Source organism: Streptomyces sp. NPDC086777, from assembly GCF_040702065.1.
GTDB lineage: Bacteria > Actinomycetota > Actinomycetes > Streptomycetales > Streptomycetaceae > Streptomyces.
On record NZ_JBFBJI010000013.1, the window covers coordinates 95,271 to 119,713 of the forward strand.

22 protein-coding genes and 2 pseudogenes are annotated in these 24,443 nt (G+C 68.0%); 12 read left to right on the forward strand and 12 right to left on the reverse strand.

Annotation, left to right across the window (positions count from 1 at the left end):
- Window positions 1-177: 177 nt before the first annotated feature.
- The 4 genes from AB0472_RS19855 to AB0472_RS19870 all read left to right on the forward strand — a co-directional run bounded on the left by AB0472_RS19855 (window position 178) and on the right by AB0472_RS19870 (window position 3,587).
- Entirely contained in the window at window positions 178-687 is a 510-nt protein-coding gene (locus tag AB0472_RS19855) for a cupin domain-containing protein (RefSeq protein ID WP_366357768.1), read from the forward strand.
- 71 nt (window positions 688-758) lie between these two features.
- Window positions 759-1,391: a LysE family transporter gene (locus tag AB0472_RS19860; protein ID WP_366357769.1), complete on the forward strand. Its 633-nt coding sequence runs from the start codon at window positions 759-761 to the stop codon at window positions 1,389-1,391.
- 139 nt (window positions 1,392-1,530) lie between these two features.
- Window positions 1,531-2,115, forward strand: a complete 585-nt coding sequence (locus AB0472_RS19865; protein WP_366357770.1) for a TetR/AcrR family transcriptional regulator — start codon at window positions 1,531-1,533, stop codon at window positions 2,113-2,115.
- 485 nt (window positions 2,116-2,600) lie between these two features.
- A complete protein-coding gene (locus AB0472_RS19870; RefSeq protein ID WP_366357771.1) occupies window positions 2,601-3,587 on the forward strand; it encodes a zinc-dependent alcohol dehydrogenase family protein in 987 nt (328 codons plus the stop codon).
- Here the strand turns inward: AB0472_RS19870 and AB0472_RS19875 are convergent.
- The 6 genes from AB0472_RS19875 to AB0472_RS19900 all read right to left on the reverse strand — a co-directional run bounded on the left by AB0472_RS19875 (window position 3,584) and on the right by AB0472_RS19900 (window position 10,389).
- A complete protein-coding gene (locus AB0472_RS19875) occupies window positions 3,584-4,645 on the reverse strand; it encodes an IS630 family transposase (RefSeq protein ID WP_366357772.1) in 1,062 nt (353 codons plus the stop codon). The genes AB0472_RS19870 and AB0472_RS19875 overlap by 4 nt on opposite strands.
- A 441-nt stretch (window positions 4,646-5,086) precedes the next feature.
- Window positions 5,087-6,139, reverse strand: a complete 1,053-nt coding sequence (locus tag AB0472_RS19880; protein ID WP_366357773.1) for a threonine/serine dehydratase — start codon at window positions 6,137-6,139, stop codon at window positions 5,087-5,089.
- 358 nt (window positions 6,140-6,497) lie between these two features.
- Window positions 6,498-7,232 carry an SDR family oxidoreductase gene (locus AB0472_RS19885; RefSeq protein WP_366357774.1) on the reverse strand — a complete coding sequence of 245 codons (735 nt, stop codon included), beginning with the start codon at window positions 7,230-7,232 and terminating at the stop codon, window positions 6,498-6,500.
- Between the two features lie 562 nt (window positions 7,233-7,794).
- Window positions 7,795-8,730, reverse strand: coding sequence for a LysR family transcriptional regulator (locus AB0472_RS19890; protein WP_366357775.1), 936 nt, complete (start codon window positions 8,728-8,730; stop codon window positions 7,795-7,797).
- Window positions 8,731-8,968: 238 nt separating this feature from the next.
- Window positions 8,969-9,856, reverse strand: a complete 888-nt coding sequence (locus AB0472_RS19895; protein ID WP_366357776.1) for a pyridoxamine 5'-phosphate oxidase family protein — start codon at window positions 9,854-9,856, stop codon at window positions 8,969-8,971.
- Between the two features lie 74 nt (window positions 9,857-9,930).
- Window positions 9,931-10,389, reverse strand: coding sequence for a VOC family protein (locus AB0472_RS19900; RefSeq protein WP_366357777.1), 459 nt, complete (start codon window positions 10,387-10,389; stop codon window positions 9,931-9,933).
- 110 nt (window positions 10,390-10,499) lie between these two features.
- On the opposite strand from AB0472_RS19900, the gene AB0472_RS19905 reads away from it, so the two are divergent.
- The 6 genes and pseudogenes from AB0472_RS19905 (at window position 10,500) to AB0472_RS19930 (ending at window position 15,698) form a co-directional block, all read left to right on the forward strand.
- Window positions 10,500-11,036, forward strand: coding sequence for a CGNR zinc finger domain-containing protein (locus AB0472_RS19905; protein WP_366357778.1), 537 nt, complete (start codon window positions 10,500-10,502; stop codon window positions 11,034-11,036).
- Between the two features lie 324 nt (window positions 11,037-11,360).
- Window positions 11,361-11,993: a hypothetical protein gene (locus AB0472_RS19910; protein WP_366357779.1), complete on the forward strand. Its 633-nt coding sequence runs from the start codon at window positions 11,361-11,363 to the stop codon at window positions 11,991-11,993.
- Window positions 11,977-12,411: pseudogene (locus tag AB0472_RS19915) on the forward strand (transposase family protein); the annotation flags it as partial. The gene AB0472_RS19910 and the pseudogene AB0472_RS19915, both read left to right, overlap by 17 nt.
- 282 nt (window positions 12,412-12,693) lie before the next feature.
- On the forward strand, window positions 12,694-13,686 hold the full coding sequence (locus AB0472_RS19920) for an NADPH:quinone oxidoreductase family protein (RefSeq protein ID WP_366357780.1): 993 nt from the start codon (window positions 12,694-12,696) through the stop codon (window positions 13,684-13,686).
- Between the two features lie 343 nt (window positions 13,687-14,029).
- Complete coding sequence (locus AB0472_RS19925; protein WP_366357781.1) at window positions 14,030-14,722, forward strand: alpha/beta hydrolase; 693 nt, start codon at window positions 14,030-14,032, stop codon at window positions 14,720-14,722.
- Window positions 14,723-15,272: 550 nt separating this feature from the next.
- Window positions 15,273-15,698 carry a transposase gene (locus AB0472_RS19930; RefSeq protein WP_366357782.1) on the forward strand — a complete coding sequence of 142 codons (426 nt, stop codon included), beginning with the start codon at window positions 15,273-15,275 and terminating at the stop codon, window positions 15,696-15,698.
- Between the two features lie 905 nt (window positions 15,699-16,603).
- Here the strand turns inward: AB0472_RS19930 and AB0472_RS19935 are convergent.
- Window positions 16,604-16,762: pseudogene (locus tag AB0472_RS19935) on the reverse strand (pirin family protein); the annotation flags it as partial.
- Window positions 16,763-16,844: 82 nt separating this feature from the next.
- Here AB0472_RS19935 and AB0472_RS19940 point away from each other — a divergent pair.
- Window positions 16,845-18,017 carry a site-specific integrase gene (locus AB0472_RS19940; protein ID WP_366357783.1) on the forward strand — a complete coding sequence of 391 codons (1,173 nt, stop codon included), beginning with the start codon at window positions 16,845-16,847 and terminating at the stop codon, window positions 18,015-18,017.
- Between the two features lie 369 nt (window positions 18,018-18,386).
- Here the strand turns inward: AB0472_RS19940 and AB0472_RS19945 are convergent, their stop codons facing one another.
- Window positions 18,387-19,289: a tyrosine-type recombinase/integrase gene (locus AB0472_RS19945; protein WP_366357784.1), complete on the reverse strand. Its 903-nt coding sequence runs from the start codon at window positions 19,287-19,289 to the stop codon at window positions 18,387-18,389.
- A 101-nt stretch (window positions 19,290-19,390) separates the two neighbouring features.
- Here AB0472_RS19945 and AB0472_RS19950 point away from each other — a divergent pair, with 101 nt between their 5' ends.
- On the forward strand, window positions 19,391-19,810 hold the full coding sequence (locus tag AB0472_RS19950; protein WP_366357785.1) for an RICIN domain-containing protein: 420 nt from the start codon (window positions 19,391-19,393) through the stop codon (window positions 19,808-19,810).
- A 95-nt stretch (window positions 19,811-19,905) separates the two neighbouring features.
- Here AB0472_RS19950 and AB0472_RS19955 read toward each other — a convergent pair whose 3' ends face one another.
- From AB0472_RS19955 to AB0472_RS19970, 4 genes are all read right to left on the reverse strand, one after another.
- Complete coding sequence (locus tag AB0472_RS19955; protein ID WP_366357786.1) at window positions 19,906-20,559, reverse strand: response regulator transcription factor; 654 nt, start codon at window positions 20,557-20,559, stop codon at window positions 19,906-19,908.
- Window positions 20,556-21,815, reverse strand: coding sequence for a sensor histidine kinase (locus AB0472_RS19960; RefSeq protein WP_366357787.1), 1,260 nt, complete (start codon window positions 21,813-21,815; stop codon window positions 20,556-20,558). The genes AB0472_RS19955 and AB0472_RS19960 overlap by 4 nt, the downstream gene beginning before the upstream one ends.
- Before the next feature lie 128 nt (window positions 21,816-21,943).
- Window positions 21,944-23,086, reverse strand: coding sequence for an extracellular solute-binding protein (locus AB0472_RS19965; RefSeq protein ID WP_366357788.1), 1,143 nt, complete (start codon window positions 23,084-23,086; stop codon window positions 21,944-21,946).
- A 163-nt stretch (window positions 23,087-23,249) separates the two neighbouring features.
- A complete protein-coding gene (locus AB0472_RS19970) occupies window positions 23,250-24,287 on the reverse strand; it encodes a LacI family DNA-binding transcriptional regulator (RefSeq protein WP_366357789.1) in 1,038 nt (345 codons plus the stop codon).
- Between the last annotated feature and the right edge of the window lie 156 nt (window positions 24,288-24,443).

The following is a 24,443-nucleotide window of genomic DNA, read 5'->3' on the forward strand; positions in this document are numbered from 1 at the left end:
TTTCATTCGAGTATTCGGCATCCATATTTCTTGCGCGAGAGTCCGAGGGGAGGCCGTTTTCGAATCCTCCGTCGTACTCTACGAACGGGACGGGATCAACGGCGATATAGCGTATAGCGCCGTTTTCGTGACGGGAACCCCGTACCGAATCCCTGAAGTTTCCGATGGAGGTTTTCCATGACGTCGTTCTCCACGCCGCCCAAATTCATCTCGCCGACCATACTGCCATCCGAGGAGCAGAAGGCCGTGTGGTTCCTGGGGGCTCTGGTCACGCAGCGCGTGTCGTCCGAGAGCACCGGCGGCACCCTGGCGGTGCTGGAGCACCGCGGCGAGCGCGGTTACAGCAGTCCGCTGCACCGTCACGACAACGACGACGAGACCTTCCTCGTGCTGGACGGCGAGCTGCGGGTGGAGGTCGACGGCGAGAGGCGGAGCGCCGGTCCAGGCAGCATCGCCGTCCTGCCGAAGGCCCGGCCTCACGCATTCGTCGTCACCAGCCCGACGGCTCGCTTCCTCACCCTGCACACCCCCGGCGGCTTCGATACCTTCACCCTTCAGGCCGGATCGGAAGCGAAGCCCCCGTACCTGGTAACGCCTTCCGGCCTTCCTCCGCTGGACCCGGCCGAGCTGGCCCGGGCCGCCGCGGCGTTCGGCATCGAGATCCTCGGTCCGCCGCCCACCGCCTGAGCTCGGCGTCCGAGCGAGAAGGCCGCCTCCACGCGGGAACAAACGACTGCCGCCCCGGTGCTCAGGAAGGCATGCCCTGGTCATCGTTGATTGCTCTTCTCACTGTCTGGCTCCTTGCGCTCGCCAGCCCGGGACCAGACTTTCTGGCAGTCACGCACGCCGCGATGGCACGATCGCGACGGGACGCCAAGTGGGTGGGTCTCGGTGTGACGAGTGCAAACACCCTGTGGATCTTCGGCAGCCTCGCGGGAGTCACCGTGCTCCTGACGCGGGTACAGGTCGTCTACGAGACCATCCGCATCGCCGGCGCTCTGTACCTGCTCTACCTGAGCTTCCAGATGTTGCGCTCGATCAGGCGGCGAGGAGAGTCGGTGCCGGCCGCCGCCGTCGTCAAGGCCGAGCCCCGTTCGCGAGCGGCCGCCTGGCGCGTCGGCGCCCTGACGAACTTGGGCAATCCCAAGGTCGCGGTCTTCTTCACGAGTGTCTTCGCGGCGATTCTCCCCGCCGACCTCGGCTGGGGACAGCGCATTGCCGCCGGTCTTTCCCTCGCGGTCATGGCAGCGGCCTGGTTCTCGGTCGTCCTCGCCCGAGTGTTCTCCCTGCCCAAGATCGCCGCGGGATACCATCGGGCGCGCCGCTACATCGACGGCGTGACCGGAGTGGTCCTCGCCGGACTCGCCGTCCGTATCGGCATCGAGGGCTGACAACCTCCCGAGGACGATGAACGCCCCGCGGCCGACCGCACCCCGTCGCAGCGGCCATGCCTTGGGCCCGGATCGACCGGAGCCTGATTGCCTTCCCGAACAAAGACGTACTAGTCTGTCCGATTAGGGAGGAGCGATCATGGCAACCCAGATCCGCAAGACGAAGTCCGAGGAGAGGATCCTCGCCGCTGCGGCGGACCTGTTCTACGCCCACGGCCTTCGCGGTGTGGGCATCGATCAGGTCATCGAGGTGTCAGGAGTCGCGAAGTCCACCCTGTACGCACACTTCCGCACCAAGGAACAACTGGTGGCGGAGTATCTCCGCAGGACGGACACCTCATGGCTGGCGCAGCTGTCCGCAGCGGCCGAGCGCGCTGGGGACGATCCGCGCGAACAACTGGTGGGCCTGTTCGACGCACTCACCGACGCTTTTGATCGTCACGGCTTCTTCGGTTGCCCGTTCGTGAGCGCGGCGGTGGAGGCCGAAGCAGGTTCGGAAGCGCACGCCGTGACCGAACAGCACTCGGTGCACCGGCAGGACTGGCTCACGGAGCTCGCCACGCGCGCCGGAGCCGCGGACGCCGCGAGTCTGGCCCGGCACATCGGCCTCCTCATCGACGGCGCTCTGACATCGGGCCGGCTGCTGCAGGACCGAGCCGTCGTGGGCGAGGCCAAGACGGCGGCGAAGCTGCTGGTGGCCGCGCACATCCCGGTCACCGTCTGATCTCTTAGCATCCGCTCGGCACGCGCCCGCGGTGGGCCGGCGGCCGCCCCTCACACCGGTCATCGTCGAACGGCCGCATGTCACCGACGCCGTGACGCCGAGCCGAACCGTCCCTTGAGCACCCGCACGGTCGCAGCGCGCCACGGCCCGCTCGTCTTTCCGAGCCCGCGGTGATGCCTCCGCTTGTGCCGGGTTGGCACGGCGCAGCCCTTTCAAGGGCGCCAGATGCGCTCAGGTGCACCCGAAAGCGCGGGTCCGTCTCTTCTCACTGCGCGGCTGCGCCACGACGGCCCCCTCGGCCACCCTCGCTCGCCCACGGACACCGTTGCCCGAAGCGCATGGGACCGCGATCACCCCTCAGGGCTGCCTCCGCCGCGGACCGCTTGCTTCCCTTAATCAAACGAACTAGTCTGTCCGATTAAGGGGAACTGGTCGCGTCGCCCTACCCGACACGGGTTCCCGACGCACATCCGAAGGCGACACCAATGCGTGCAGTAGTCCTGGAAGAGTTCGGCGCCCCCATGGTGCTGAAGGAGATCGCAAAGCCCGTGGCCGGTCCCGGCCAGGTGCTGGTGCGAATCGAGGCGAGCGGCGTCAACCCGCTCGACATCAAGATCGCTGCCGGTCAGGCAGCGCACGCCAAGCGCACTCCCCCGGCGGTGCTCGGCCTGGACATGGCCGGCGTGGTGGAGCAGGTCGGTCCGGGTGTCAGTGGGTTCGCCCCGGGCGACGAGGTCTACGGGATGACCGGCGGTGTCGGCGACCTGCAGGGCTCGCTCGCCCAGTACGCAGCGGTCGACGCGCGCCTGCTGGCCCACAAGCCGAAGTCTCTCGACATGCGCCAGGCAGCCGCACTCCCGCTGGTGACCATCACGGCATGGGAGGGCCTCATCGACAGGGCGCAGGTCGGCGTCGGCCGCAAGGTCCTGATCCACGGTGGGGCCGGCGGTGTCGGGCACGTGGGTATCCAGATAGCACGTGCACGTGGCGCCGAGGTCTTCGGGACCGATGCCCCGCACCGCCTCAAGGCCGTCGAAGCGCTCGGAGCGACCGCCATCGACTACACCGCCGAGACGCCGGACCAGTACGTCGCCCGCCTCACCGATGGTGAGGGCTTCGACATCGTCTATGACACCGTCGGCGGCCCGGTCCTCGACGCGTCCTTCGCCATCGTGCGGACCTACACCGGCCACGTGCTCAGTTCCCTGGGCTGGGGAACCCACAGCATCGCCCCCCTGTCCTTCCGCGGCGCGACCTACTCCGGCGTCTTCACCCTGGCGCCCATGCTGACCGGCCGCGCCCGCGATCACCACGGTGAGATCCTGCGCGAGATCACCGGCCTGGTGGACGCGGGCAAGCTCACGCCGACGCTGGACCCCCGCCACTTCTCCCTCGCCGACACAACGGATGCGCACACCGCCGTGGCGGACGGAAGCGCCACCGGCAAGATCGTCGTCAGCATCGGCCACTAGTCTTCTGAGTCAGGAATTCTGTTCAGATAACTGGCGAGGCGTTCGAGGATCTCGTCCGCCGTCTTCGTCCAGACGTAAGGCTTCGGGTCGGTGTTCCAGGCGGCGATCCAGTTGCGGATGTCCTTCTCCAGGGCTTGGACGGACCTGTGGACGTCTCGCCGTATCTGTTTGTTGGTCAGTTCGGCGGACCATCGCTCGACGAGCTTCAGCCAGGACGAGCCGGTCGGTGTGAAGTGCAGGTGGAAGCGGGGGTGGGTCAGGAGCCACTTCTTGATGGCGGGGGTCTTGTGGGTGGCGTAGTTCTCGCAGACCAGGTGGACATCCAGGCCGGCAGGCACCTCTTTGTCGAGCTTGATCAAGAACTTCTTGAACTCCTCGGCCCGATGCCGACGGTGCAGGGAGCCGATGACCTTTCCGGTGGCGACCTCAAGAGCCGCGAACAGGGTGGTGGTGCCGGCCCGGACGTAGTCATGCGTCGCCCGCTCGGGAACCCCGGGCATCATCGGCAATACGGGCTGGGACCGGTCCAGGGCCTGGATCTGCGACTTCTCGTCGACACAGAACACCAAGGCCCGCTCTGGCGGGTCCAGGTAGAGGCCGACGACATCGTGGACCTTGTCGACGAAGTACGGGTCAGTCGACAGCTTGAAGGTCTCCGATCGGTGCGGCTGCAGTCCGAAGGCCCGCCAGATCCGTGACACGGACGACTGTGAGAGGCCCATCTCGTTGGCCATAGACCGCGTCGACCAGTGCGTCGCGTTCTTCGGAGTGGATTCCAGTGTCCTGGCGATCACCGCGGCGACCTGTTCGTCCGTCACTGCCCTGGGGCCGCCCGGACGTGGCATGTCTCCGAGACCGGCGATCCGGTACTGCACGAACCGGGCCCGCCAGCGGCCCACCGCATGAGGCGTGGAGCCGAGTTCAGCAGCCACGTCCTTGTTGGACGCACCCTCGGCGCAGGCCAGGATGATCCGACACCGCAATGCCCATGCCTGCGGCGTGGAATGCCGCCGCACCCACCCCTCGAGTGCGGCCCGTTCCTCGTCCGACAGCGTCAACTCGCCCTTCGGCCGCCCCGTCCGCGCCGTGGAGCAAGCCTATACATCTGAACAGAATTCCTGACTCAGAAGACTGGGTCCTGTCGTCAAATTCCCGTCGTCGCCCGGAGGGCGGCTCCGCGGCGTCAGGTGCGTGCTCTGGGGGTCCCCCGGCCGGAGGCTGGGGGAGTGCCGGGCCCTGACCGTCCTACTGGATGTACTCGGGTCTGGGCCCGGTGCGGCGAGAGTGCGTGCATGGCGTCGTGGGGCAGGCAGGAACTTGACGACAGGGCCTAGGCCGGATCGACGGCACCGGACAGGTGGCCCCGGAAACCCGGTGGCAGGGCGTGGGCGGCTGCGGCCGCCCACCCGCCCCTTGACCCACCCCCTGCGAGCGGACCGCGTTCACGCCGAGGACCGCACGGGGAGTCGTGCCGGAGACAGCCGGATCGCCGGCCGCCGCTATGCCCGGTCAGGGCCGTCATGGACGAGATCACTGGGATCGGTGTTGGCGCCGCACAGGACGACACAGATCTTCTCGCCGTCGGCGGGACGGTAGCCGTAGCTCTGGCCGACGGCCCGGGCGGACGAGTCCTCTCGGTGCAGGTCCGGTGAGGTGAGCGCGGCCAGGGCGGTGGCGGCACCGTGCTCGACGACGAGCCTGCGGTGGTCCCACAACATACGGCGCGCGCGGATGATCTCCGTGTCCGGCACGATCACGGAGTGCACGCCGTCCTGCTGGGCGGCGTACAGCGCCATGTGGGACGTGCGCCGGGCACCCAGGGAATCGGCCGCCACGGAATTCAACGAGACGTCGACCGGCCGCCCCGCTTCCAGTGCGGCGTTTAGGGCACGGCAGAACTCGGGCTCGACGGCCACCGTGCGGATGCCGTGGTGGCCGGCAGCGGTGGCCACGCCGGCCAGCAGACCACCGCCCCCGACGGCGACGACCACGGTGTCCAGATCCGGGATCTGCGGCAGGATCTCCTCCAACAGCGTGCCGGCGCCAGCCGCGATCAGAGGATGATCATAAGCATGTGAGGTGAGGGCGCCGCTGTCAGCGGCGAAGGTCTCGCACGCAGCCAGTGCCTCCGCGTACTCGCTGCCGATCAGCCGGACGTCGGCGCCGTAGGAGCGGAGTTTGGCGACCTTCACCCCTGGCGCGTTCGCCGGAAGGAAGACGGTGGCCCGCACACCCTGCTGCTGAGCGGCCCATGCACAGGCAAGTCCGGCGTTGCCGCCGGACGCGATGGTCACACCTGCATCGGGCAGTGTGCCGGCCTCACGGTGCGACTGGATGAAGTTCTGCGCGCCACGGGCTTTGAAACTCCCGGTGTGCTGCATGAACTCCATCGCCAGCCAGAAGTCACAGCCCTGCTCCTGCCCTTCGCCGAGGGTGCTGCGGGATGTCACCGGAACGGCTCCCGCGTCGACGGGTGCGACCGTCACGGGACGGACGGATCCGGTGATCCGGTCGGCAGCGGCCTTGATGTCGCTGTAGTTGAGGTGATGCATGGTCGTGCTCCTGCAGGGTGGGAAGGCCCCGTTCGGCTCAGCGCCGAGGGCAGACATGCGTCGTGGCGCGAACATCTCCGTACGCTGCGGGATCAAAAGGGCCCGGCGCCCAATCTATCGACACGACGCGCACCGGTTCACCTACGGCTCTCCGACATCCGGCAAGGTCGGCAGGGTCCGGATCCGGCGGGACGCTCTCTCTTGACCTGCAGGCCAGGGCGGGTCGGGTGGACCGGCGACGGCTGGCCCGGGAGGGGGCCGGATGCTGCGCTGGACTCGGTGGCCATCACCGATCGGCTCCTTCCGTGGACCGGGGTGTCGCTGCTTTCGGCGCATGCAGGGTGGAATGCCGGTCGCCTCAGACGAGACGGCCACCGCCGTCGACATGCAGCACCGTGCCGGTGACGAACGGGTTGCTCATGGTGAAGAGCACTGCCTGTACCAGGTCGTCGACAGCACCGACGCGGCGGGCCGGGTTGCGCTCGGCCACCCCGCGAAGGAATTCCTGCTTGCCGTCGCCGAGTCGGTCCCAGGCGCCCGAGTCGACGATGCCAGGTGATACGGCATTCACCCGCACGGGGGCGATCTCGACGGCGAGAGCCTCCACCAGGAACGCCAGCGCGCCGTTGGTCGTGGCCATCACGGTGCGCGCAGGCGTGGGCCGCCATGCGGCGACGCCGGAGAAGAAGGTGAACGAGCCGTTCTCCCGCACCTGTCCCACCAGGTGCTTGGCCAGCATCAGCGGGCCGGTCACCTTGGCTGCGAAGGCACGGTGGACGGCCGCGAGGTCGAGTTCGGCGAGCGGCCCGTTGGCCGGTATCGCGGCAGTGGACACCAGATGATCGAAACTGCCGACGCGCTTCGCGAGCATGGCGATCGAGTCCTCGTCGGTGATGTCGAGCGAGACCACCTCCGACGGTCCGCTCAGGTCCTGCGCGGTGCGCTCGACCTTCTTCGGGTCCGGGCCGGCGAGGATCAGTTCGGCCCCCGCGGCAGAGGCTGCCCGAGCCAGCTCCCGGCCGGTGTGCGAACCGGCACCGACGATGACCAGTCGTCGACCTTGCAGGGCTTGGACAGCGGGCGTGACAGACACGAGGGGCTCCTTCGCGGGTGACAGGCTGACGCGTTCGGTGCGTCGGCCACCCTTGTAGCCTCCGGGTCTGCGCTCCTTGAGTCCAAGGACTGCTTCTCATCCGTGGCATGAAGAATCTTTATGCCACCGATGAGGCCTCGGTCCGATCGGCGACTCCCGGCACACCTTCGCCGCGCCCCACGCCTTGGCACGAGCCCGAACGATGCCGATGAAGCGGGCCGTGACCCGGTGCGATGACGTCCCCGTCGACATGTTCGGGCGTGCCCAGCGCGTCGAGCGCCCGCATACGGTCGCCGTGGAACATGTGGGTCAGCGGTTGAGGGCCGGACAGCCGGGAGGTGGGGTGACCGGTCACGAGGGCGTCTCCCGTGACGAGGGCGCCATGGTTCGGCAGGAGACAGGCGCAGTGGCCATCAGGACAGGTGTGCCGTACCCGGAGCGCAGTCGTTCGGCCGATCCGCTGTGGTGGTCCTGGGGGCGGCCGGTGTCGGTCAGGGCGCAGCTGTCGCCGTCTTTGGTGTGTCCGGCAGCACTCCCGACCTGCGGGACCTGCTGGGGTGGTTCACGAGGGCCCTCGCAACGGGTCCCGGGGATCGCCCGGTGCCTCCGGATCGGGGAACCCCGCGGGATGCAGGCGCGCGTGCCGCACGAGGAAGTCGGCGAAGGCGGTCGTGAGCGGGTCGGGACTGGTGCGGGTGTAGGCGGTGAGCCTGCGACGGATCGGCGGGTCGGGGCGGAGCACAGCACCCTCGAAGTGCCGCGGGAGGATGTCCGCGGGCACCAGAGCCGGACCGAGGCCGGCGGCTGCCAAAAGCGGTGCGGCTGAGGTCTGTTGCGCCCGGACCGCCGCTCGTGGGGTGAAGCCTGCCTGCGCGCAGACGTCGTCGACGAGGGCGGCCAGGCCGTTGTGCGGTGCGTAGTGGACCCAGTCCCGGTCGGCGAGCGAGGTGAGGGCGACGGACCGGGCGGGAACGCCTGCCAGCGGGTCGTCGCTGGGCAGTACGACGGCGAATTCCTCTGTGCCGAGATCGTGCTGTGGACCTTCCCAGTCAGCAGGCGAAGGTCCGATGGCGAGGTCGGCGCCGCCGGCGGCCATCGCGGCCGTCAGCTGTTCGGTGTGCGGGTATTCGTGCAGCAGCACCCGCACGCCGGGGTGCTGACGGCGCCATGCTTGCAGGACGGTGGGCAGGAGGCCGAGACTCACGGAGTAGACGACGGCCACCGCGAGCTCGCCTTCGTCCAGTCCCATGGCACGGCGAGCAGCCCGGTGGATGCGCTCGGCCTCGGCAAGAGCGGCGCGCGCATGGGGCAGGATGGCCCGCCCCAGGGGAGTGACGGCCACCGATCGCGGCAGGCGCTCGAGGAGGGGACCGCCGAGGGAGCGCTCCAACGTCCGCAATTGATGCGACAGGCCGGGCTGAGTGACGTGAAGCTGCTTGGCCGCCTGGGTGAAGGAGCCGTTGTCGACGACTGCGACGAGATACTCGAGCTGCCGCAATGTCGCCGTGGACGAGCTAGCAGGCATCGGTATGGGTGGCCGCGGAGATCGCCTCCACTGCGCAGGGGAGGATCCTGTCTTCGTGTGTGGCTCCGCGGAACCTCGCTGCCATGGCGGCCCCTTCCTGGGTCAGGCCGAATGCTACGTCTTTCCTGCGTCCCGCGATCGCGTGGCCGCCAGGCCCCCTCGCACACGGGGGCGGCGTAGGCCTCGTCGGCTCCTCCCACGCACAAGCACGTCACGTCAAAGGGGCGGGATTGGCGGGGGAGAATTCCGGTTCAGCCCAGCGCAGCGGCACGGCGGCGGGGGTCTCGACGGTGTGGGTCACGGTGAAACGGACCCGGCGGGCGCCGTCGGCCGCGGACTCGGTCCGGGCCCGGCCGGTGAGCTGGAGAGCCGTGCCGTCCGTCCAGTCGAGGAAGAGCAGTCCGGCATGCGGGTCCATGGCGAGGTTGCCGAGGCTGAGGAACATGGCATTGCCGGGATAGTCGGGCCAGGTCAGTTCGGTGGACGAAACGGGCCGGACGAATCCCGGATTGCCGCCACGGTGGCTGGCCTCGGCTCCGGAGGGGCCCGTCGTTGCGAGGAAGAAGGTGTCCGAGGCGGCGACGAACGCCGCCTGCCGGTCGGTGAGTTCGCGGCCGTGGACGGATGGACCGGGCCGGGCGTCCGGATCCCACCGGTACTCTTCGCGCCGCTGGATGTACTTGGGGCAGTTGGCGAACACCCTCTCCGCCGCGATCGTGAGGCCCCGGTCGGTGGGCTGCGATCTGCCGTTCAGACGCATCCGGCGGCGGCTGCGGGGATCGAGGGCAAGGGTGGCGACCGCCGTGTCCTGGCGGGCGAGCACGGGCGCCAGCGGATCGCAAGGAAGGACACCGCCCGTGACCGAGATCTGCCGTGGGCCGGTGGTGCGCACGAAGCCCGGCCGACCGCTCAGCGGCGACGCCCAGACCCGACCGGTCCCCGGGTCCGCCGCGCCGACGATCAGCAGGGGCTGGAGTTCCAGGAAGGCCGCGGCCACCGGTTTGATGCCGTCGCCGATCGCGCGACCGACATGGTCGGCTGCCTCACGCAGGCCTGACTGTTCCTGCAGCGCGAGCGAACCCTCGTGGTAAACGCTCATGATCACAGCCCTTCATTCGGCTCGGGCGTCGGGTGCCATGGGGGCGCCCGGACCCCTGTGGGATCCGGGGGGAACTAGAAGAATCCGCAGGTGGGGGAGGACTCGTGCGGGGCGGGTGCACCCTTGACTCCCTGGCTGACGGAGATCTCCAGACGGGTGCCGTCCGGGTCGTGGAAGAACAGGCCACCGGAGTCGGCGCCCTCGCTGTGGGCCACCACTCCGTCGTGGGCGAAAGTGACGCCGTGTGCGCGCAGAGCGGACCGGTACGCCTCGAGCCGCTCGACGGAGTCGGCGGTCAACGCGAGATGGTGCAGTCCGGCGTATGTGCCCTCGAACGGCTGCGCCGCCTGCTGCCAGAGGGTAAGGACCGGGGCGTCGCCGTCACCGTTGCCGAGGAAGGCGTACTGCCGCTCGTCCTCCGAGCCCCGGGCGAGCACCACGAAGCCGAGAACTTCCTGGTAGAAGGCGAGTGAGCGATCGAGATCGGTGACGTTCAGGCCGACGTGGCCCGTGCGCAGGATGGTGGCTGACATGGCGGCTCCTTCAGGATCGATGTAACTATTGAAAGGGATTTTAAGGGTTAGTGGCGACCGGGTCAACCGGTCACGTACTCTTGACTGGTTAGCAAGGAAGGAGTTGCCCCATGTCCGCCGACCCCCGCCCCCTCACCGGTGAGCCACTCGCCCTCGATCTGCTGAACACGCGTTGGCAGCGGGACGGGGTGGCTGAAGACCTGCTCACCGGGACCGAAGGCCTCTCCGTGTGGCTGGAGGCGAACGGGCTGGACGGCCGGTTCGGAGCCGCCGCGGCGGTCCTGAGGCACACCCTTCAGGCCCGCGACGCCCTGGCCGCGATCGTGGACGGCCCGTCCGAGAAGGGTGCTCCGTCCGTCGACGCCGTACTCGCTCACGGCCGCATCCGTGTCACCTTCACCACCGAAGGCCCGGGCGAGGTGGCCGAGTTCGACGACCCCTCGTGGGGCCCGGCGTGGCTGGCCGTCCGTAACTATCTGAGCCTGCTCAGCACGGCACCCGACCGCATCCGCGGCTGCGCTCATGAGACGTGTGTACTGCACTTTTTCGACACTTCACGCAACGGCACCCGCCGGTGGTGCTCGATGGCTTCCTGCGGCAACCGGGCCAAGGCGTCCCGGCACTACGCCCGCTCGAAGGAGAGCTGAGCGCTCGCTCGCGCCTCCGGGCCGCAGCAGGGTCAACCACTGGGTGGAGACCCACATCAACCCCGGGTCGACTCACGGGCTGATGCCGGCACGGCCGACGTGACGAGGGGGCGAGAGCCATGACGCCGATCGACTGCATCGTCTCCGCCGCACGCCCTGCTGCGTAGCTCACGCCCGGCCGCAGCACGCGTCATACGTTCTTCAGGCAGCCGTCCCCCCGAGCCGTCCAGCCTCCACCGGTGCACATACTCCTACCGTTGCGGGGGGCGCCCGCCCACGCAACGGCCCCGCCCGCCCGGCATCCCGGCGGGCCGTCAACCCATCATGCCGCTGTCCGACGAAGTAGAGCAGCAACTGGCAACAGGACTCTGTGTGTTGGTTGTCGGCCTGCGGGCGTCCTCGGCGGCCGGCACACTGCACTGGTGGGGCAGGGCTGGAGGGCAGGGGCCCGTGTCGGATGCGGTGATGACTGCGTGGATCGCTGCAGGTTCGGCGGTGGCCGGTGTGCTCGCGGGCGGTGCGGTCACAGGGTGGTTCACGCTGGCGGCCGCTCGGAGACAGGCACAGAGCACGGTCGACGCGGCGGCCCGGCAGGCGGATGCGGCCTGGGAGGCGGGGCGCCGGCAGGCGGATGCCGCGTGGGAGGCCGGTCGGTTGCAGGCCGATGCCCAACTCGACGTGGCCCGGCAGACGCTGACCGCGCAGCGTGAGGTGCGCCGGGCCGCCTACGCTGCCTTCCTCGCCGCCATCGACGCCGGCCATCAGCGTCGCCTCGACTGGCAGCGGGCTTTGGGCACCTCGAACCGTTCGGTGTCCGGCCCAGCGTCGATGACGGCCAGTACCCCTTCGAGCGCAGCCGGACGCAGCGAGCTGGCATTGGCGCGGGCCAAGAGTGCCCACTCACGCCGCGACCGGGCGGCGGTGATCTGGTCGGGGTCCGTTGGTGCCCACCCGTGACCACACGATCGCCAAGCAGTCCAAGAACTATCGCTATTCCACCAACCACCAGGTTGTCATCGACGCCGACACCCGCCGGGTCGTCGTGGTCGGCCAGCCGCTTCCGGGCAACCGGAACGACTGCAGGGCATGGGCGGAATCCGGGGCCAAAGCCGCCGTCGGCAAGACGATGACGATCGCCGACGGCGGCTACCCCGGCACCGGACTGGTGATGCCGCACCGCCGCCGGGCCGGCGAAGAACTCCCCGACTGGAAACAGGAGCACAATCGCTCACACAAGCAAGTCCGCGCCCGCGCCGAGCACACCTTCGCCCGTATGAAGACCTGGGAGATCCTCCGCGACTGCCGGCTCAAGGGGGACGGCGTCCGCCACGCCATGCTCGGCATCGCCCGGCTGCACAACCTCAACCTCGCCGGACAGGCGCGGCGGCCACCGGCCGAGCAGTCTTGGCTCCGTCGACTCGAAGATCAGTTACGGGACAAGCCTTAACGAGCGAAAATGGTGATTCCCGCGTGAGTGAGACGCATGTCACGCGGGGTGAGAAGGGTGGAGGAAGTGAATCTCCTCGTTATGCTCGCCCGTCCGATTCTCATGTCTGCGCGTCCGGACATTTGACTTCACGTAAGCGATCGGTGAAAAAGGTACCGGCGTCATGTGATGCTGATGCAGGCGGGATGAAAAAAAGGGGATGATCGCGAAATGATTTCTGGTCGTGCATGGCGACTGGTAAAGTTCGGCGCACCAGCCGACTCCATCGAACTACAGCAGATGACCTGGCCCGAGCCTGCGCCGGGCCAGGTCTTGATTCGCGTGCGGACGGCCGGTGCGGGATATCCCGACGCCATGATGGCCGCAGGCCATTTTCCGCTGCTGGGAGATCCGCCCTTCGGCCTCGGTGAGGAGGCGGCGGGGGAGGTGGTCGCGGTCCCGCCGGGATCGCGGTTCTCCGTCGGCGATAAAGTGACCGGCATCACCGGCTTCCTCGACGGGTGGGGCGGATACGCCGAATACACGTACCTGCGCGAGGAATCCACGATCAAGATCCCGGCGCGGATGACCGCCGAAGAAGCCGGAGGCTTCCCGATCGCCTTCCGCACGGCGTACGCCGGCCTGGTCGACCGCGCACCCCTCGAAGCCGACCAGGTGCTGCTGGTGCTCGGCGCTGCCGGCAGCAGCGGCGGCGCAGCCGTACAGCTCGGCAAGGCGCTGGGCGCGACGGTGATCGCTGTCGCCGGGAGCCAGGAGAAGCTGGACTTCTGCAGGCGCCATGGCGCCGACCAGGTTGTGAATCATCGGACCGAGGATCTGCCCGCGCGTGTCGCGGAGCTCACCGGCGGCCATGGAGCGGATGTCATCTTCGACCCTGTCGGCGGGGGCACGGCGCTCACTGCACTGCAGGCGATCGCCCGCAACGGGCGCATGGTGCTCATCGGTCTTGCGAGTGGCGAGCCCGTGGCGCTGAACTCCATGGACATGCTGCTGCGCAACTACTCGGCTGTGGGTGTCCTCGCCACCCCCGGCAGCGCGGTGGCAGAGGCGGTCGTATGGGACCGCCTGGCGGACCTAGCGGAGGAAGGCGCGATCGGTACGCCGGTGGGTCACGTGTACGACTTCTTGGACGTGCCTGACATGATTGCCCGGCAGTCGGCGCCGGCAGCGGGCAAATCCGTCGTACGGATGACCGCGGAATGAAAGCGCCCGGCGGGCGCGACGCCGGAAATGCCGGCGTCGCCCTGGACTCCCTCGCTTACCGATCGGGACGGCATCGCCGGTCGGATGTGACCTGAGCAACTCGATACTGTGCGAAGCGCGCGACACGTCTCCTTGATCACGGCCGAAACGTGCAAACAAATATCGCAGACTCCTGAGCATGTCCTTCGCCGGAATGGCTGTCTAGTGTGAGACGTGCTGAAAGGGTGCCCCACTAGTGTGGGCGCGTCATCTGTTCCGTGACGCCTTCCGGACGACGACCATCAGAGCCCATTTCAGGAACCCACGTAATTCATCAAGACATAATGACCCGAGGGGACGACGCATGTCTGCTGACACCTACAGGCAGCCCACCATCCTGCTGGTTCACGGAGCCTGGCACGGTGCCTGGTGCTGGGGAAAGCTCATCCCTGAGCTCGAGTCGCGAGGATGGGACGTCGCGACCGTGGACCTTCCGAGCGCTTCGGCCGAGGCGGAGCACCCGGCAGGGATGCACGACGATGCCAAGGTGATCCGCGAGAAACTCGCCGCGATCGACGGGCCCGTGGCGGTCGTCGCACACTCCTACGGCGGTATCCCCGCCACCGAGGCTGCGGCCAAGGCCAACAACGTTTCCCGCCTGATCTACCTGGCGGCATTCCAGCTCGAGGAGGGTGACTCGCTGGCCAGCCAGTCCGGCGGGGCCCTTCCGTCCGGCGAGACCGGCACGCTGCCCCCGAACCCCGAGCACCGTGAGTACTTCTACAACGGCGTGACCGACGAGGACGCCGCCTGGGCAGCGGAACAGTTGGTGCCGCAGAGCATCAAGTCCTTCAGTGAGCCGCTGACCGCCACGGCCTGGAAGAACGTGGAGTCACGGTACATCGTCTGCGAACTGGACAACGCGCTTCCGCTGCAGTTCCAGCAGGGACTGGCGGCCCGGTCCGGCAAGTCCTATCAGCTTCCGGCGGGACACTCGGCGTTTCTGTCGCTGCCGGCGGAGCTGGCCGAGACGATTGCTGTCGCGCTCCTGGACTGAGCCCGTTCACCGCGGCTGACACCTCCGACCCGGCGCAGCCCCACGCTACCTATCCATGGCGCCGCCGCTTGCCGAGCGTTGTCGGACCTGGTGCGCGGACAGGCAGACGACCTGCTTTTCACCACCGTCACCTGGACGGGCCCGCGGCAGGTGACCCCTACCTCGTACCGGACCACATCGGAACACAAGTCCAGTGCGCTGCAGGGCCGTTACTGAGCTCTTCGGGTTGTTGTCTCCTGTTGAGTGAGTCTGACTCTGAGTCCGGTGCCGGTGAGACAGCCGTCGATCGGGTCGGGGCGGAGCCGGATGTGGCGTAGGCCCCGGCGGACTCGGACTGGCCCGCCACACCGCTCGCCGCTACGCACGCTGCGAGAACCCCGAGGCCCTCACCGATCAAGCCATCCGCACGACCCGGCTGGACGCCTGGCGGCCCTACCTGATCAGCCGCTGGAACCAGGGCTGCACAAACGCCTCCGCCCAATTCCGCGAGATCCAGGCCCAGGGCTACCCAGGCCGCACACCACAAGCCGTCCGCCGCTTCCTACGGTCGTTGCGCGACGGAGCGAAAACAGCGCCCGCACCTCCACCTAAACCCCAGGACCTCTGCAGCTGGATCACCCGGCACCCCGGACACCTTCGAGCCGAAGAGGAACAACAACTCGACGACGTACTCTCCCGCCGCTCGCAAATGCCCGCGCTCCGAGGCCACGTCGAGTCCTTCGCCCGCATGATCTGTGACCGTACCGGCACCTGTCTGCCTGCCTGGATCCGCGTCGTCCGTGCCGATGACCTGCCGCACCTGCATGCATTCAGCGACGGACTCGAACGAGACCTGGACGCCGTCATCGCCGGTCTTACTCCGCCTTGGAGCAGCGGCCCCGTCGATGGTCACGTCAACCGGATCAAGATGCTCAAACGACAGATGTACGGACGGGCCTCGCTGCCACTCCTGCGCAAGCGAGTCCTCCTCGCATGACGCTCCGTCACCGCTTCACGAAAATCCTGACTGAACCAGTCGATGACGCCGCCGCGGGCCAAGACCTGGGGACGCATCGGCCGCACACCGGTGGTGCGGGTGCGGGGCCGTGGCTCCGGCCGGGTGTCGATGGCCGGGACGGTCTGCTACGGACCCGGCAGGCGCTCCAGGTTGATCTACGCCGTGCGCGAGTACCACGGCCGCAAGGGAAACGGCGCACCGGCAAATTGCCCCGCCCCGCCGCGTACCCGTTGACAGTCCAGCAGAGCGTTTGGCGCACTCGCGGACTGAGTCGGTTCACGTATTCAGATCCCTCCACGGGAGGATCGGGCAGTTCTGTCTGGGGATCAGCCGGGCCAAGTAGTGGCCGACCTCGCACGTTGCCCAGGGCGGGCAGACGCCGGTCCAGAGCGACGTTGCGGCTCCACGAGCTGTTCCTCGCGGCGGCTTCCCGAGCCGTCGTCCGGGGAGTCGTCGCTGTTCGCGGGTGCACGGACATCCCAGGCCTACATCGGGACTTCCCAGACCTGTGCCACGCGCCGTCCTTGTGGAGACTCCACAACCGGGAGTGTGGTGAGTCTTCTTCCTGAGAGGGCGGGGATCTGCCATCGCCGAGGGACGGGCGACTCAGCGGCGCCTCGCGCCGCGAGCTCGGAAGCGCGGAAGCGAGGGGGACGGAGGTAGGGCGAGCGAAGCTTTCTGCAAGGACTTGACTACTCGTCAGTAAAGTCAGCATGGGGTCAGCATCGGTCCGGCCAAAGCCGACCACGGTTGGCGAAACCTGCACTTTGAGGTGGGGTGGAACGGGTGATGAGAAGGGGCTTTGCTCATGCAGTCTGAGCGAACCGGGCGGGCATGTTTCGCCCCGCCCGGCCATGCGGGTGCCGGACTGGAAAATGTTCAGTTCAGCGTGCTCGTCCCCGCGGTTTCAGCGGTGTCTGCGGTAGTTCGGGAGCGGGAAGGGGTGCCCCGTCGTAACCCTTCACTTCCCCAGATCGCGACCCGCTCATCCAGTCCTCGCGGGCCTGCTTGATATCCTCCTGCGTACGCCCGACGAAGTTCCACCGCATATCGAACCCCATCGCTGTTCCTGCTGCTCAGCGGGGATTGAGACCCCTGCTGGTCAGCAAAAGGTCAGCATCGGTCGTGGGGAGTCGGTTCGGCGTGGCACTGAGTTCGTTGCCCAGGGGGATGGGGTCGTTCTTCAAGGAGTGCGGGCATCCGCAGTCGCGATGGGCGAAGTGCCCCCACCCCTACGCGGTCCGGTACCGGTCGGCCGCCGGCAAACAAGTGGAAGAGTCCGGGTTCGCCAACAAGGACTTGGCCATCGAGCGCTTGACGGAGGTCTACAAGGAGAAGCGGACGGCGAAGCAGGGGCAGCCGAAGGCGGACCGTATCCGGAAGTACGGGGCGATGCGCTTCGCGGACTACGCCGAGGAGTGGAAGGCCGGCCAGCGGCATTTGGCTGTCCAGTCGGTCAAGCACCTCGACTCGCTGCTGGACCACCATCTCTACCCCGCACTCGGCAGCCGACGGATGAACTCCTTCGACCACAAGGTCGTCGACGGATTCATCCGCACCATGGAACGTAACGGTGTCGGTCTGGCCACCCAGTCCAACGCCTTCGACAAACTGCGCGCGATCCTCCTCGATGCCCAGCGTCTCGGCATCTACCCTGAGAACCCCGTGGCCGGAGTCAAGGCGCCGCAGTACGACCCCGCGCGCGCCGTCATCCCCTCCCCGGAGCAGTTGCGCGGGATACGTACCGCCGGCGACGACGCGTTCATGCTGATCGTCGACTTGATGAGCGGCTGCGGCCTGCGCAACGGTGAAGCGGCCGCGGTGAACCTCGGCAACATCGTGGCCGACAACGTGTACCGGGTCAGGGAACAGGTCATCATGGCCACCAGGGAGTACGGACCGCTCAAACACCGGAAGCCGGGGGAGTACCGTGACGTTCCCCTGCCAGCCCGGGTCAGGGAGACGATCGAGTGGTATGCCGAGAGGCACGGAACGGTCGACGGCTGCCTTCTGCGCCAGGCAACCGATCCCAGCCGGCCGTACCAGCACTACGCGATGGACAATCAGTGGCGGCGGATCCGGGCGTCAGGCACGGTAGACGTTCCTGAGGGGATGGTGCTCTACGGGAACCGTCACTTCTTCGCGTCGAACCGTCTCAAGAACGGCATTCCGATCACGGACGTCGCCGAGTGGATGGGCCACAAGAGCATCGACGTGACCTTCAAGATCTACCGGCATCTCATGCCGGGATCGATCAGCTCCGCGGCACAACTCCTCAACATGAGCCTGACTGCTTGAGCTCGCGCTATGGAACAAGGAGCCGCTGTGGGGGTAGCTGTGTAGCAACGGTCCGTTGGGCGATGCCCTGCGGGTCGGTGGTCAGATCGAGGGGCATTCGCCGCTAAGCACCGGCAGTTTTCGGCTCTGGATTACTACCAACGCGCTGTTGCCGTAGGGCGCTGGTGATTTGGCCGGGGAGAGGACGTCGCGAATTGCTGGGGCGCAGTTGCATCGTGCTTCGTTTATCCCGGGCAGCCCGAAGTGGTCGTCCGATTCGCCTGCCGCGTCGTGCAGGGAGGTGCCAGGCTGCCCCCGCCTCGTTGTGAGTCGCAGGACTCGGGGAGGCCCGGGACAACCGCCTGTTCGTGCTGGCTGTGGTCAGGCTGCCTAGACGAGGTTCTGGTTGAGGACCTGGGCAGCTGAGCTGATCGATCCCGGCATGAGATGCCGGTAGATCTTGAAGGTGACATCGATGTTCCTGTGCCCCATCCACTCGGCGACATCGGTGATGGGGATCCCCTGAGTCAAGCAGTTGGAAGCGAAGAAGTGTCGAAGGCTGTAAAGCACCATCCCCTGGGGGACGTCAATCCGTCCCTGAACCTCGATCCGCCTCCATTGGTTGCTGAGGCTGTAATGCGGGAACGGCCGTGAGGGATCACTCGGGTGGCGCAGTAGATAGCCATCTGACGTTCCGTACTTCTGGGCGTACCACTCGATCGTCTCCCTAATCACGACTGGCAGTGGAACGTCGCGGTACTCGTTGGACTTGCGGTGCTTCAGGGGCGCGTACCGGCCGGTCGTCTGGTTCACCTGCTCGCTGACCCGGTAGACATCATCGGCCACCATATTGCGGAGATTCACTGCAGCTGCCTCAGCATTGCGTAGGCCACAGCCGCTCATCAAGTCGGCGATCAGCCGGAATTGGTCGTTGCCAGCCGTGCGCATCATGCGTAGTTGCCCGGGAGACGGGATCACTGCGCGTTTGGGGTCGTAGAGTGGGGCCTTCACCCCGGCGAGAGGGCTCTCATGGAACAGCCCAAGTCGATGGGCGTCGAGCAGGATTGCCTTGAGCTTGTCGAATGCGTTGGCCTGGGTTGCCAGACCGGCACCGTTTCGCCCCATGGCCTGGATGAAGCTCTCGACGACCTTATGGTCAAACGTACTCATACGCCGACTGCCCAACAGGGGGAAGAGGTGCTGCTGCAACAATGAGTCAAGGTGACGCACCGAAGCTGGGCCCAGGTCCCGCTGGCCAGATTTCCACTCGATGGCGTATTCCTCGAAACGCATGGCCCCGTACTTCTGGATGCGTTCTGTTTTGGATAGAGATCTGCGTACGGAACGCTTCTCGTTGTAGATCTCCGCTAGACGACCGATCGCCTTTTCCTGAGTTGTACGTACTCGTCAACAAGAACAGCGGCAAGTACCTGGAGCTCCCCGCCGCCTCGACCACCGCGGGCACGGCGGCCGACCAGTGGCAGGATTCTGCCTGTGACTGTCAGCTGTGGACCTTCCAGTCCCGGAGCGGCGGCGCGTGGTCCCTGCAGAACGTCCACAGCAACCTGAAGCTCGACGTGAGCAACTCCTCCACCTCCGCCGGCGCGGCCGTCGTCCAGAACAGCGCCTCCGGCGGCAACTCCCAGAAGTGGACCCTGACCAGTGCGGGCGGCGGCTACTACAAGCTCGCCAACGTGGGCAGCGGCCTGCTGGCGGGCGTGGCCCAGTCCTCCACCGCCAACGGCGCGTCCGTCATCCAGTGGAACGATGTCAGCGTCGACGACCAGCTCTGGAAGATCGTCCGCGTCAACTGACCCGGCGAAAGGACAGTCCGCGCCCGCATGTCCATGTGTCGGGCTCGTCGGCACAGCAGGCGAGTCCGGCCGGCCGTATGGCCCCTCAAGCTGCCCTATGTGAGCCCCAGCAGACCCTTCCGCACCGCCACGGACACCGCGGCCGCCCTGTTGTCGACGCCGAGCTTCCGGTAGATGCGCACCAGGTGCGTCTTGATCGTCGCCTCGCTCAGGAACAGGGACTCGGCGATGGCGCGGTTGCTCTGGCCGTCGGCCATCAGCCGGAGGACTTCGCGCTCCCGGTACGTCAACTCCGGTGCGGTGCAGGCCACTCGGCCGACGAGAGCGCCGACGATCTCGGGCGCGAGGCCCATACCGCCCACCGCGGCGCCGCGCACTGCCCGGAAGAGATCCTCTGGTGGTCCTGCCTTGAGCACGTAGCCGCGCGCTCCGGCCTCCAACGCCCGCACCACGTCGGCGCGCCCCGAGTAGCTGGTCAGCATCACCACGGGCAGGTCCGGAGCCTTGGCGGCCAGCGCGCGAACCGCCTCGACACCGTCGGACATGCCGAGGCCCCCGGCTGCCCTCTCGAAGCGAAGGTCCATCAGTACGACGTCGGGTGCCAAGGTCACCGCGAGACCCACTGCCTCCTGGGCCTCGGAGGCCTCCGCGATCACCTCAAGGTCCGGCTCGCTCTCCAGCAGGGCGCGCAGTCCCGCCCGTACGACCGCGTGGTCGTCGGCGATCAGCAGGCGCAGTGGGGCCGTCATCGGAGCGCAGCTGTCGGGCTCTCGGGCCGGAGCGCACCGGACCCCGAACGGACCGGAAGCGTGGCCCGGATCCGGGTACCGCGCCGTGGGGCGCTGTCGACGGCCAGACAACCGCCGTACTCCCGAAGCCGCGCCCGGGCCGCCGAGAGGCCGAAACCACGGCCCGAGGAGCACTCACCGCTGACATGTGCGGGGTCGAAGCCGACGCCGTCGTCGCACACCTCCAGCTCGGCGCGGTCGGATTCCTGGCGCAGCGTGACGAGCAGGCTCGTCGCCCGCGCATGCTCACGCACGTTTGCCAGCGCGCCCTGCGCCACCCGGAACAGCGTGACCGCCGCCTCCTCGCTCAAGCCGGGGCGGTGGGCTCCCACCGAACAGAAGCGTACGTCCAGCGCCGTGCCCTCCTCCTGTGCCCGCAGACACAGCAGCTTCAGAGCGCCTTCCAGACCGTCCTCGGCGACGACGGAGGGGGTAAGGTCGCGGATCATCCGCCGGGCCTCCGCCAGGCCAGCGTCCAGGCCGTCGGTGACCGCGCGCAGCCGGGCACGGGCAACGTCTGGACGTTCCTCCCAGTCCCGTTCGGCCGCCTGCAGCAGCATCAGGCTGCCGGAGAGGTCCTGGGCAAGCGTGTCGTGCAGGTCTCGTGCGATGCGTTCGCGTTCCGCCAGCACACCGGCCCGACGCTGTTCCCGCGCCAGCACATCACGCGTGCTGCGCAGCTCCTCCACCAGATACTGACGCTCCGTGGCGTCCCGCTGCTGTGCCTGGTACAGAGCCACCGTGCCCCAGACGGCCGCCACCGGGATCAGCACCATCTCCGCGTCGAAGCCCCCTGCGCTGCGCGTGAGTTGACTGACCAGCAGGAGCGTGATGGCGCCCACCGCGACGGCGGCCGTGCGGCCCCCGAGCGCGCGAAGTGCCACGCAGCCCAGCGGTACCGCGCACCACACGTAAGCGCCGGTCAGCGGCGGCGGTGTGAGGACCACGAGGTAGGCCCAGAGCAGGAGCAGGGCGGTCATCCAGGCATGTCGGGCAGGCAGGTTCAGTTTGTCTCCCAGGGCCAGTCCGGCGGCGTACGTGACGGCGAGCAGCGTGCTGACCGTCACGATGTCCCAGCACAGCCAGATGTCCAGCCGGGCGAACCGGACCATCGCCGCACCGACGACCAGGAAGAAGACGAGGTGCGTCAGGTGCCGCGGCGCGAACCACCTGCCGAGGACGGCTGCTGACGGGCAGGTACGGCAGAAGCCGGGCACGGCAAACCCCCTGGAGAGATGATCCGTCGGGGTCTGTGAGTCTATCCGGCACCTGTATGACTCGTGTGAAGAGCTGTGCCTTGTGGGGCTGCCGGGACGGGAGCGGTTCCCGGCAGCCCCACCGCTGGTCAGGCTCCCGGGTGCAGCCCGGGCCAGCCGGGCGTGGGGTCTCCCTTGACCTCGCCGAAGTACAGGGCGAAGGTCTGCTTCCAGCGCTCCACCCCGGCGCGGTCGGCCATGAACTTCGGGAAGCCGTCGACGTGCGCGTTCGGGTACTCCCAGATCGGCTTCAGACCGCTCGGGGGAGTGATGTCGGTGCGCACCGACCAGCCGTTGAAGGAGTTCTTCTGCGATTCCACGGACAGCTGCCAGTTGAGGTACAGCTTGGCCGCGGTCGGGTTCTTCGCCCGCTTGAGGACGGCCGCGCGCTGACCCCAGCCCATGAACGGGTGCCCGTCGGCGATCACGAACTTGGCGGGGGACGACGACGAGACCGCCGAGCCCGCGGTGCCGATGCCGATCGCCTTCTGCCCGGCGAAGACGGCGTCGCCCGGTGAGTTGCTGCCCCGGGCGAACCGGACGTCCTGCGCGGCGAGTTCGGCCACCCACTGCCAGCCGTACTTCTGGGCGTAGAGCGAGTAGAGGTAGAGGACGGCGTCGTCGTCGTGCGGGTAGGACGAGGCGATCTGTCCCTTCCACTTCGGGTCCACCAGGTCGCGCGGGTCACGGGGCGCGTCCGAGCCCACAGCTGCGGTGCCGTAGAGGAAGCTGAAGGCGATCGCCGAGACGGCGACCCAGGCGCCCTGCGGGTCCCGGAACGCGGGGTACAGCTTCGAGAACCCGGCGGGCTTGTAGTTGAGCAGTCGGCCCTGCTGCTTCCAGCGGTCGAAGTCCTGGAGGGTCTGCAGCTGTACGACGTCGGGGACGAGAGTGTCGGTGGCGAACTGGTTGTCGACGCGGACGTCGTGGTACTTGCTGTAGTCGACGACCAGCGTCAGGTCGATGTCCGGGAAGCGGGCCTTGAAGGCCGCCTTGGTGCCGTCCTGCTGGGTCGGTGTGTCGCCGCCGGCGTAGACGACGAGCTTTCCGCCCTCGCGGAGAGCGTCGCGGTAGAGCTCGTCGAGAGTGCGGGTCTCCTCCGGGCCGGCCGAGTGCCGGGCGGCGGTGGCCGTGGCGGCCCGGGCGGAAGCGGCCGAGGCGGCTGTCACGCCGAGACCGAGGGCGGCGCCCGCCCCGGTGGTGAGGACACGTCGTCTGCTGAAGCTGGACACGCTGAGGAGACCTCTCTGCTGGGGGGTGGCTTTGCGGACCCGGGCGCCGTGGGCGATCGCCATTGTGGTGCGGGGGAGCGGGACGCCGCGTCGTCCGGGCGGATCGGTACGCCGACGAAAGGTGGAAGTCCCGTTCAACCGAACGGTTGAACGCCGCCGGGGCCTACCTTGGCGGTGAGGCCGTGGTGCGGCGCACCACCAGCGTGGGGGACAGCTTGACCTGGACCGAGGGCTTGCCGCGGTCCGCGATCCTCTCCAGGAGCAGACGCGCGGCGTTGCGGCCCATCTCCGCGCCGGCTTGGTCGACGCTCGTCAGGGAGATCGGGCCAAGCGCGGCGAAGGTCGTGTTGTCGTAACCGGCCGCCGACAGGTCGGCGGGCACCGACAGCCCTGCCTCGGCGACCGCCTCCAGCACGCCCATGGCGACGATGTCCGCGCCCGCGAAGACGGCCGTCGGCCGGTCGGGGCGTGCGAGCAGTTGCTGCGCGCCCTCGTATCCGCCCTGCTGGGTGTAGCTGGTGGAGACGACGTCGATCCCGCCGGTCAGGCCGAGGTCGCGCATCGCCTGCCGATAGCCGTCGGCACGCTGGGCGTTGGGCATCTCGGCGATGCGGGTCGGGTCGGTCTCATGGTGCTCGATATGGGCGATCCGGCGGTGTCCGAGCGCGGCGAGGTGGCCGACGACCAGGGCGGCGCCCGCCATGTCGTCGTCGGCGACGGTGTCGTAGACCGGGGAGTGGCCGTGGCGGCCGACGACGACGGTCGGGACGATGGAAGCGACGTGTTCGAGACGGGCGCGCGAGGAGACGGGGGCGACCAGGACGAGACCGTCCATGCCGCGGTCGATCATGGCCTCGGTGACCCGGGCCTCCTCCTTCTCCCCGTTGCAGCCAGGTCCGAGCAGGACCTGGTAGTCGGTGTCCCTCAGGCAGCCGGTGACGCCGTCGAGGATCTCGGGGAAGAAGGGGTTGCGGATGTCGGGCAGCATCACGCCGATCGTGTACGTCTGCCCGCGCAGCCCCCGCGCCGCCGCCAGGGGCCGGTAGCCGAGCTCGTCGATGGCACGGCGCACCTTGGCACGCATCTCCGGGCTGGCCCCGTAGGCGTTGCGCAGCACCTTGGACACCGCGGTCGTGGACACCTGGGCGTGCCGGGCGACGTCGACGATGGTGACGCGGCGGGGTGATGCGGGCGGCTCCAAGAGGCTCCTCCGAGTCCATGGGCAACGTTGGCGGAAAGTGTACGGAGGATCGTCCTGATCGGTAAGTGCTGATGACACCCGGGCGCCACTCTTCGAGGAAGCCTCGCCGTAACAATTGTGCAGCGTGTACGGCATCTTGACGTCACGCGGAGGGCT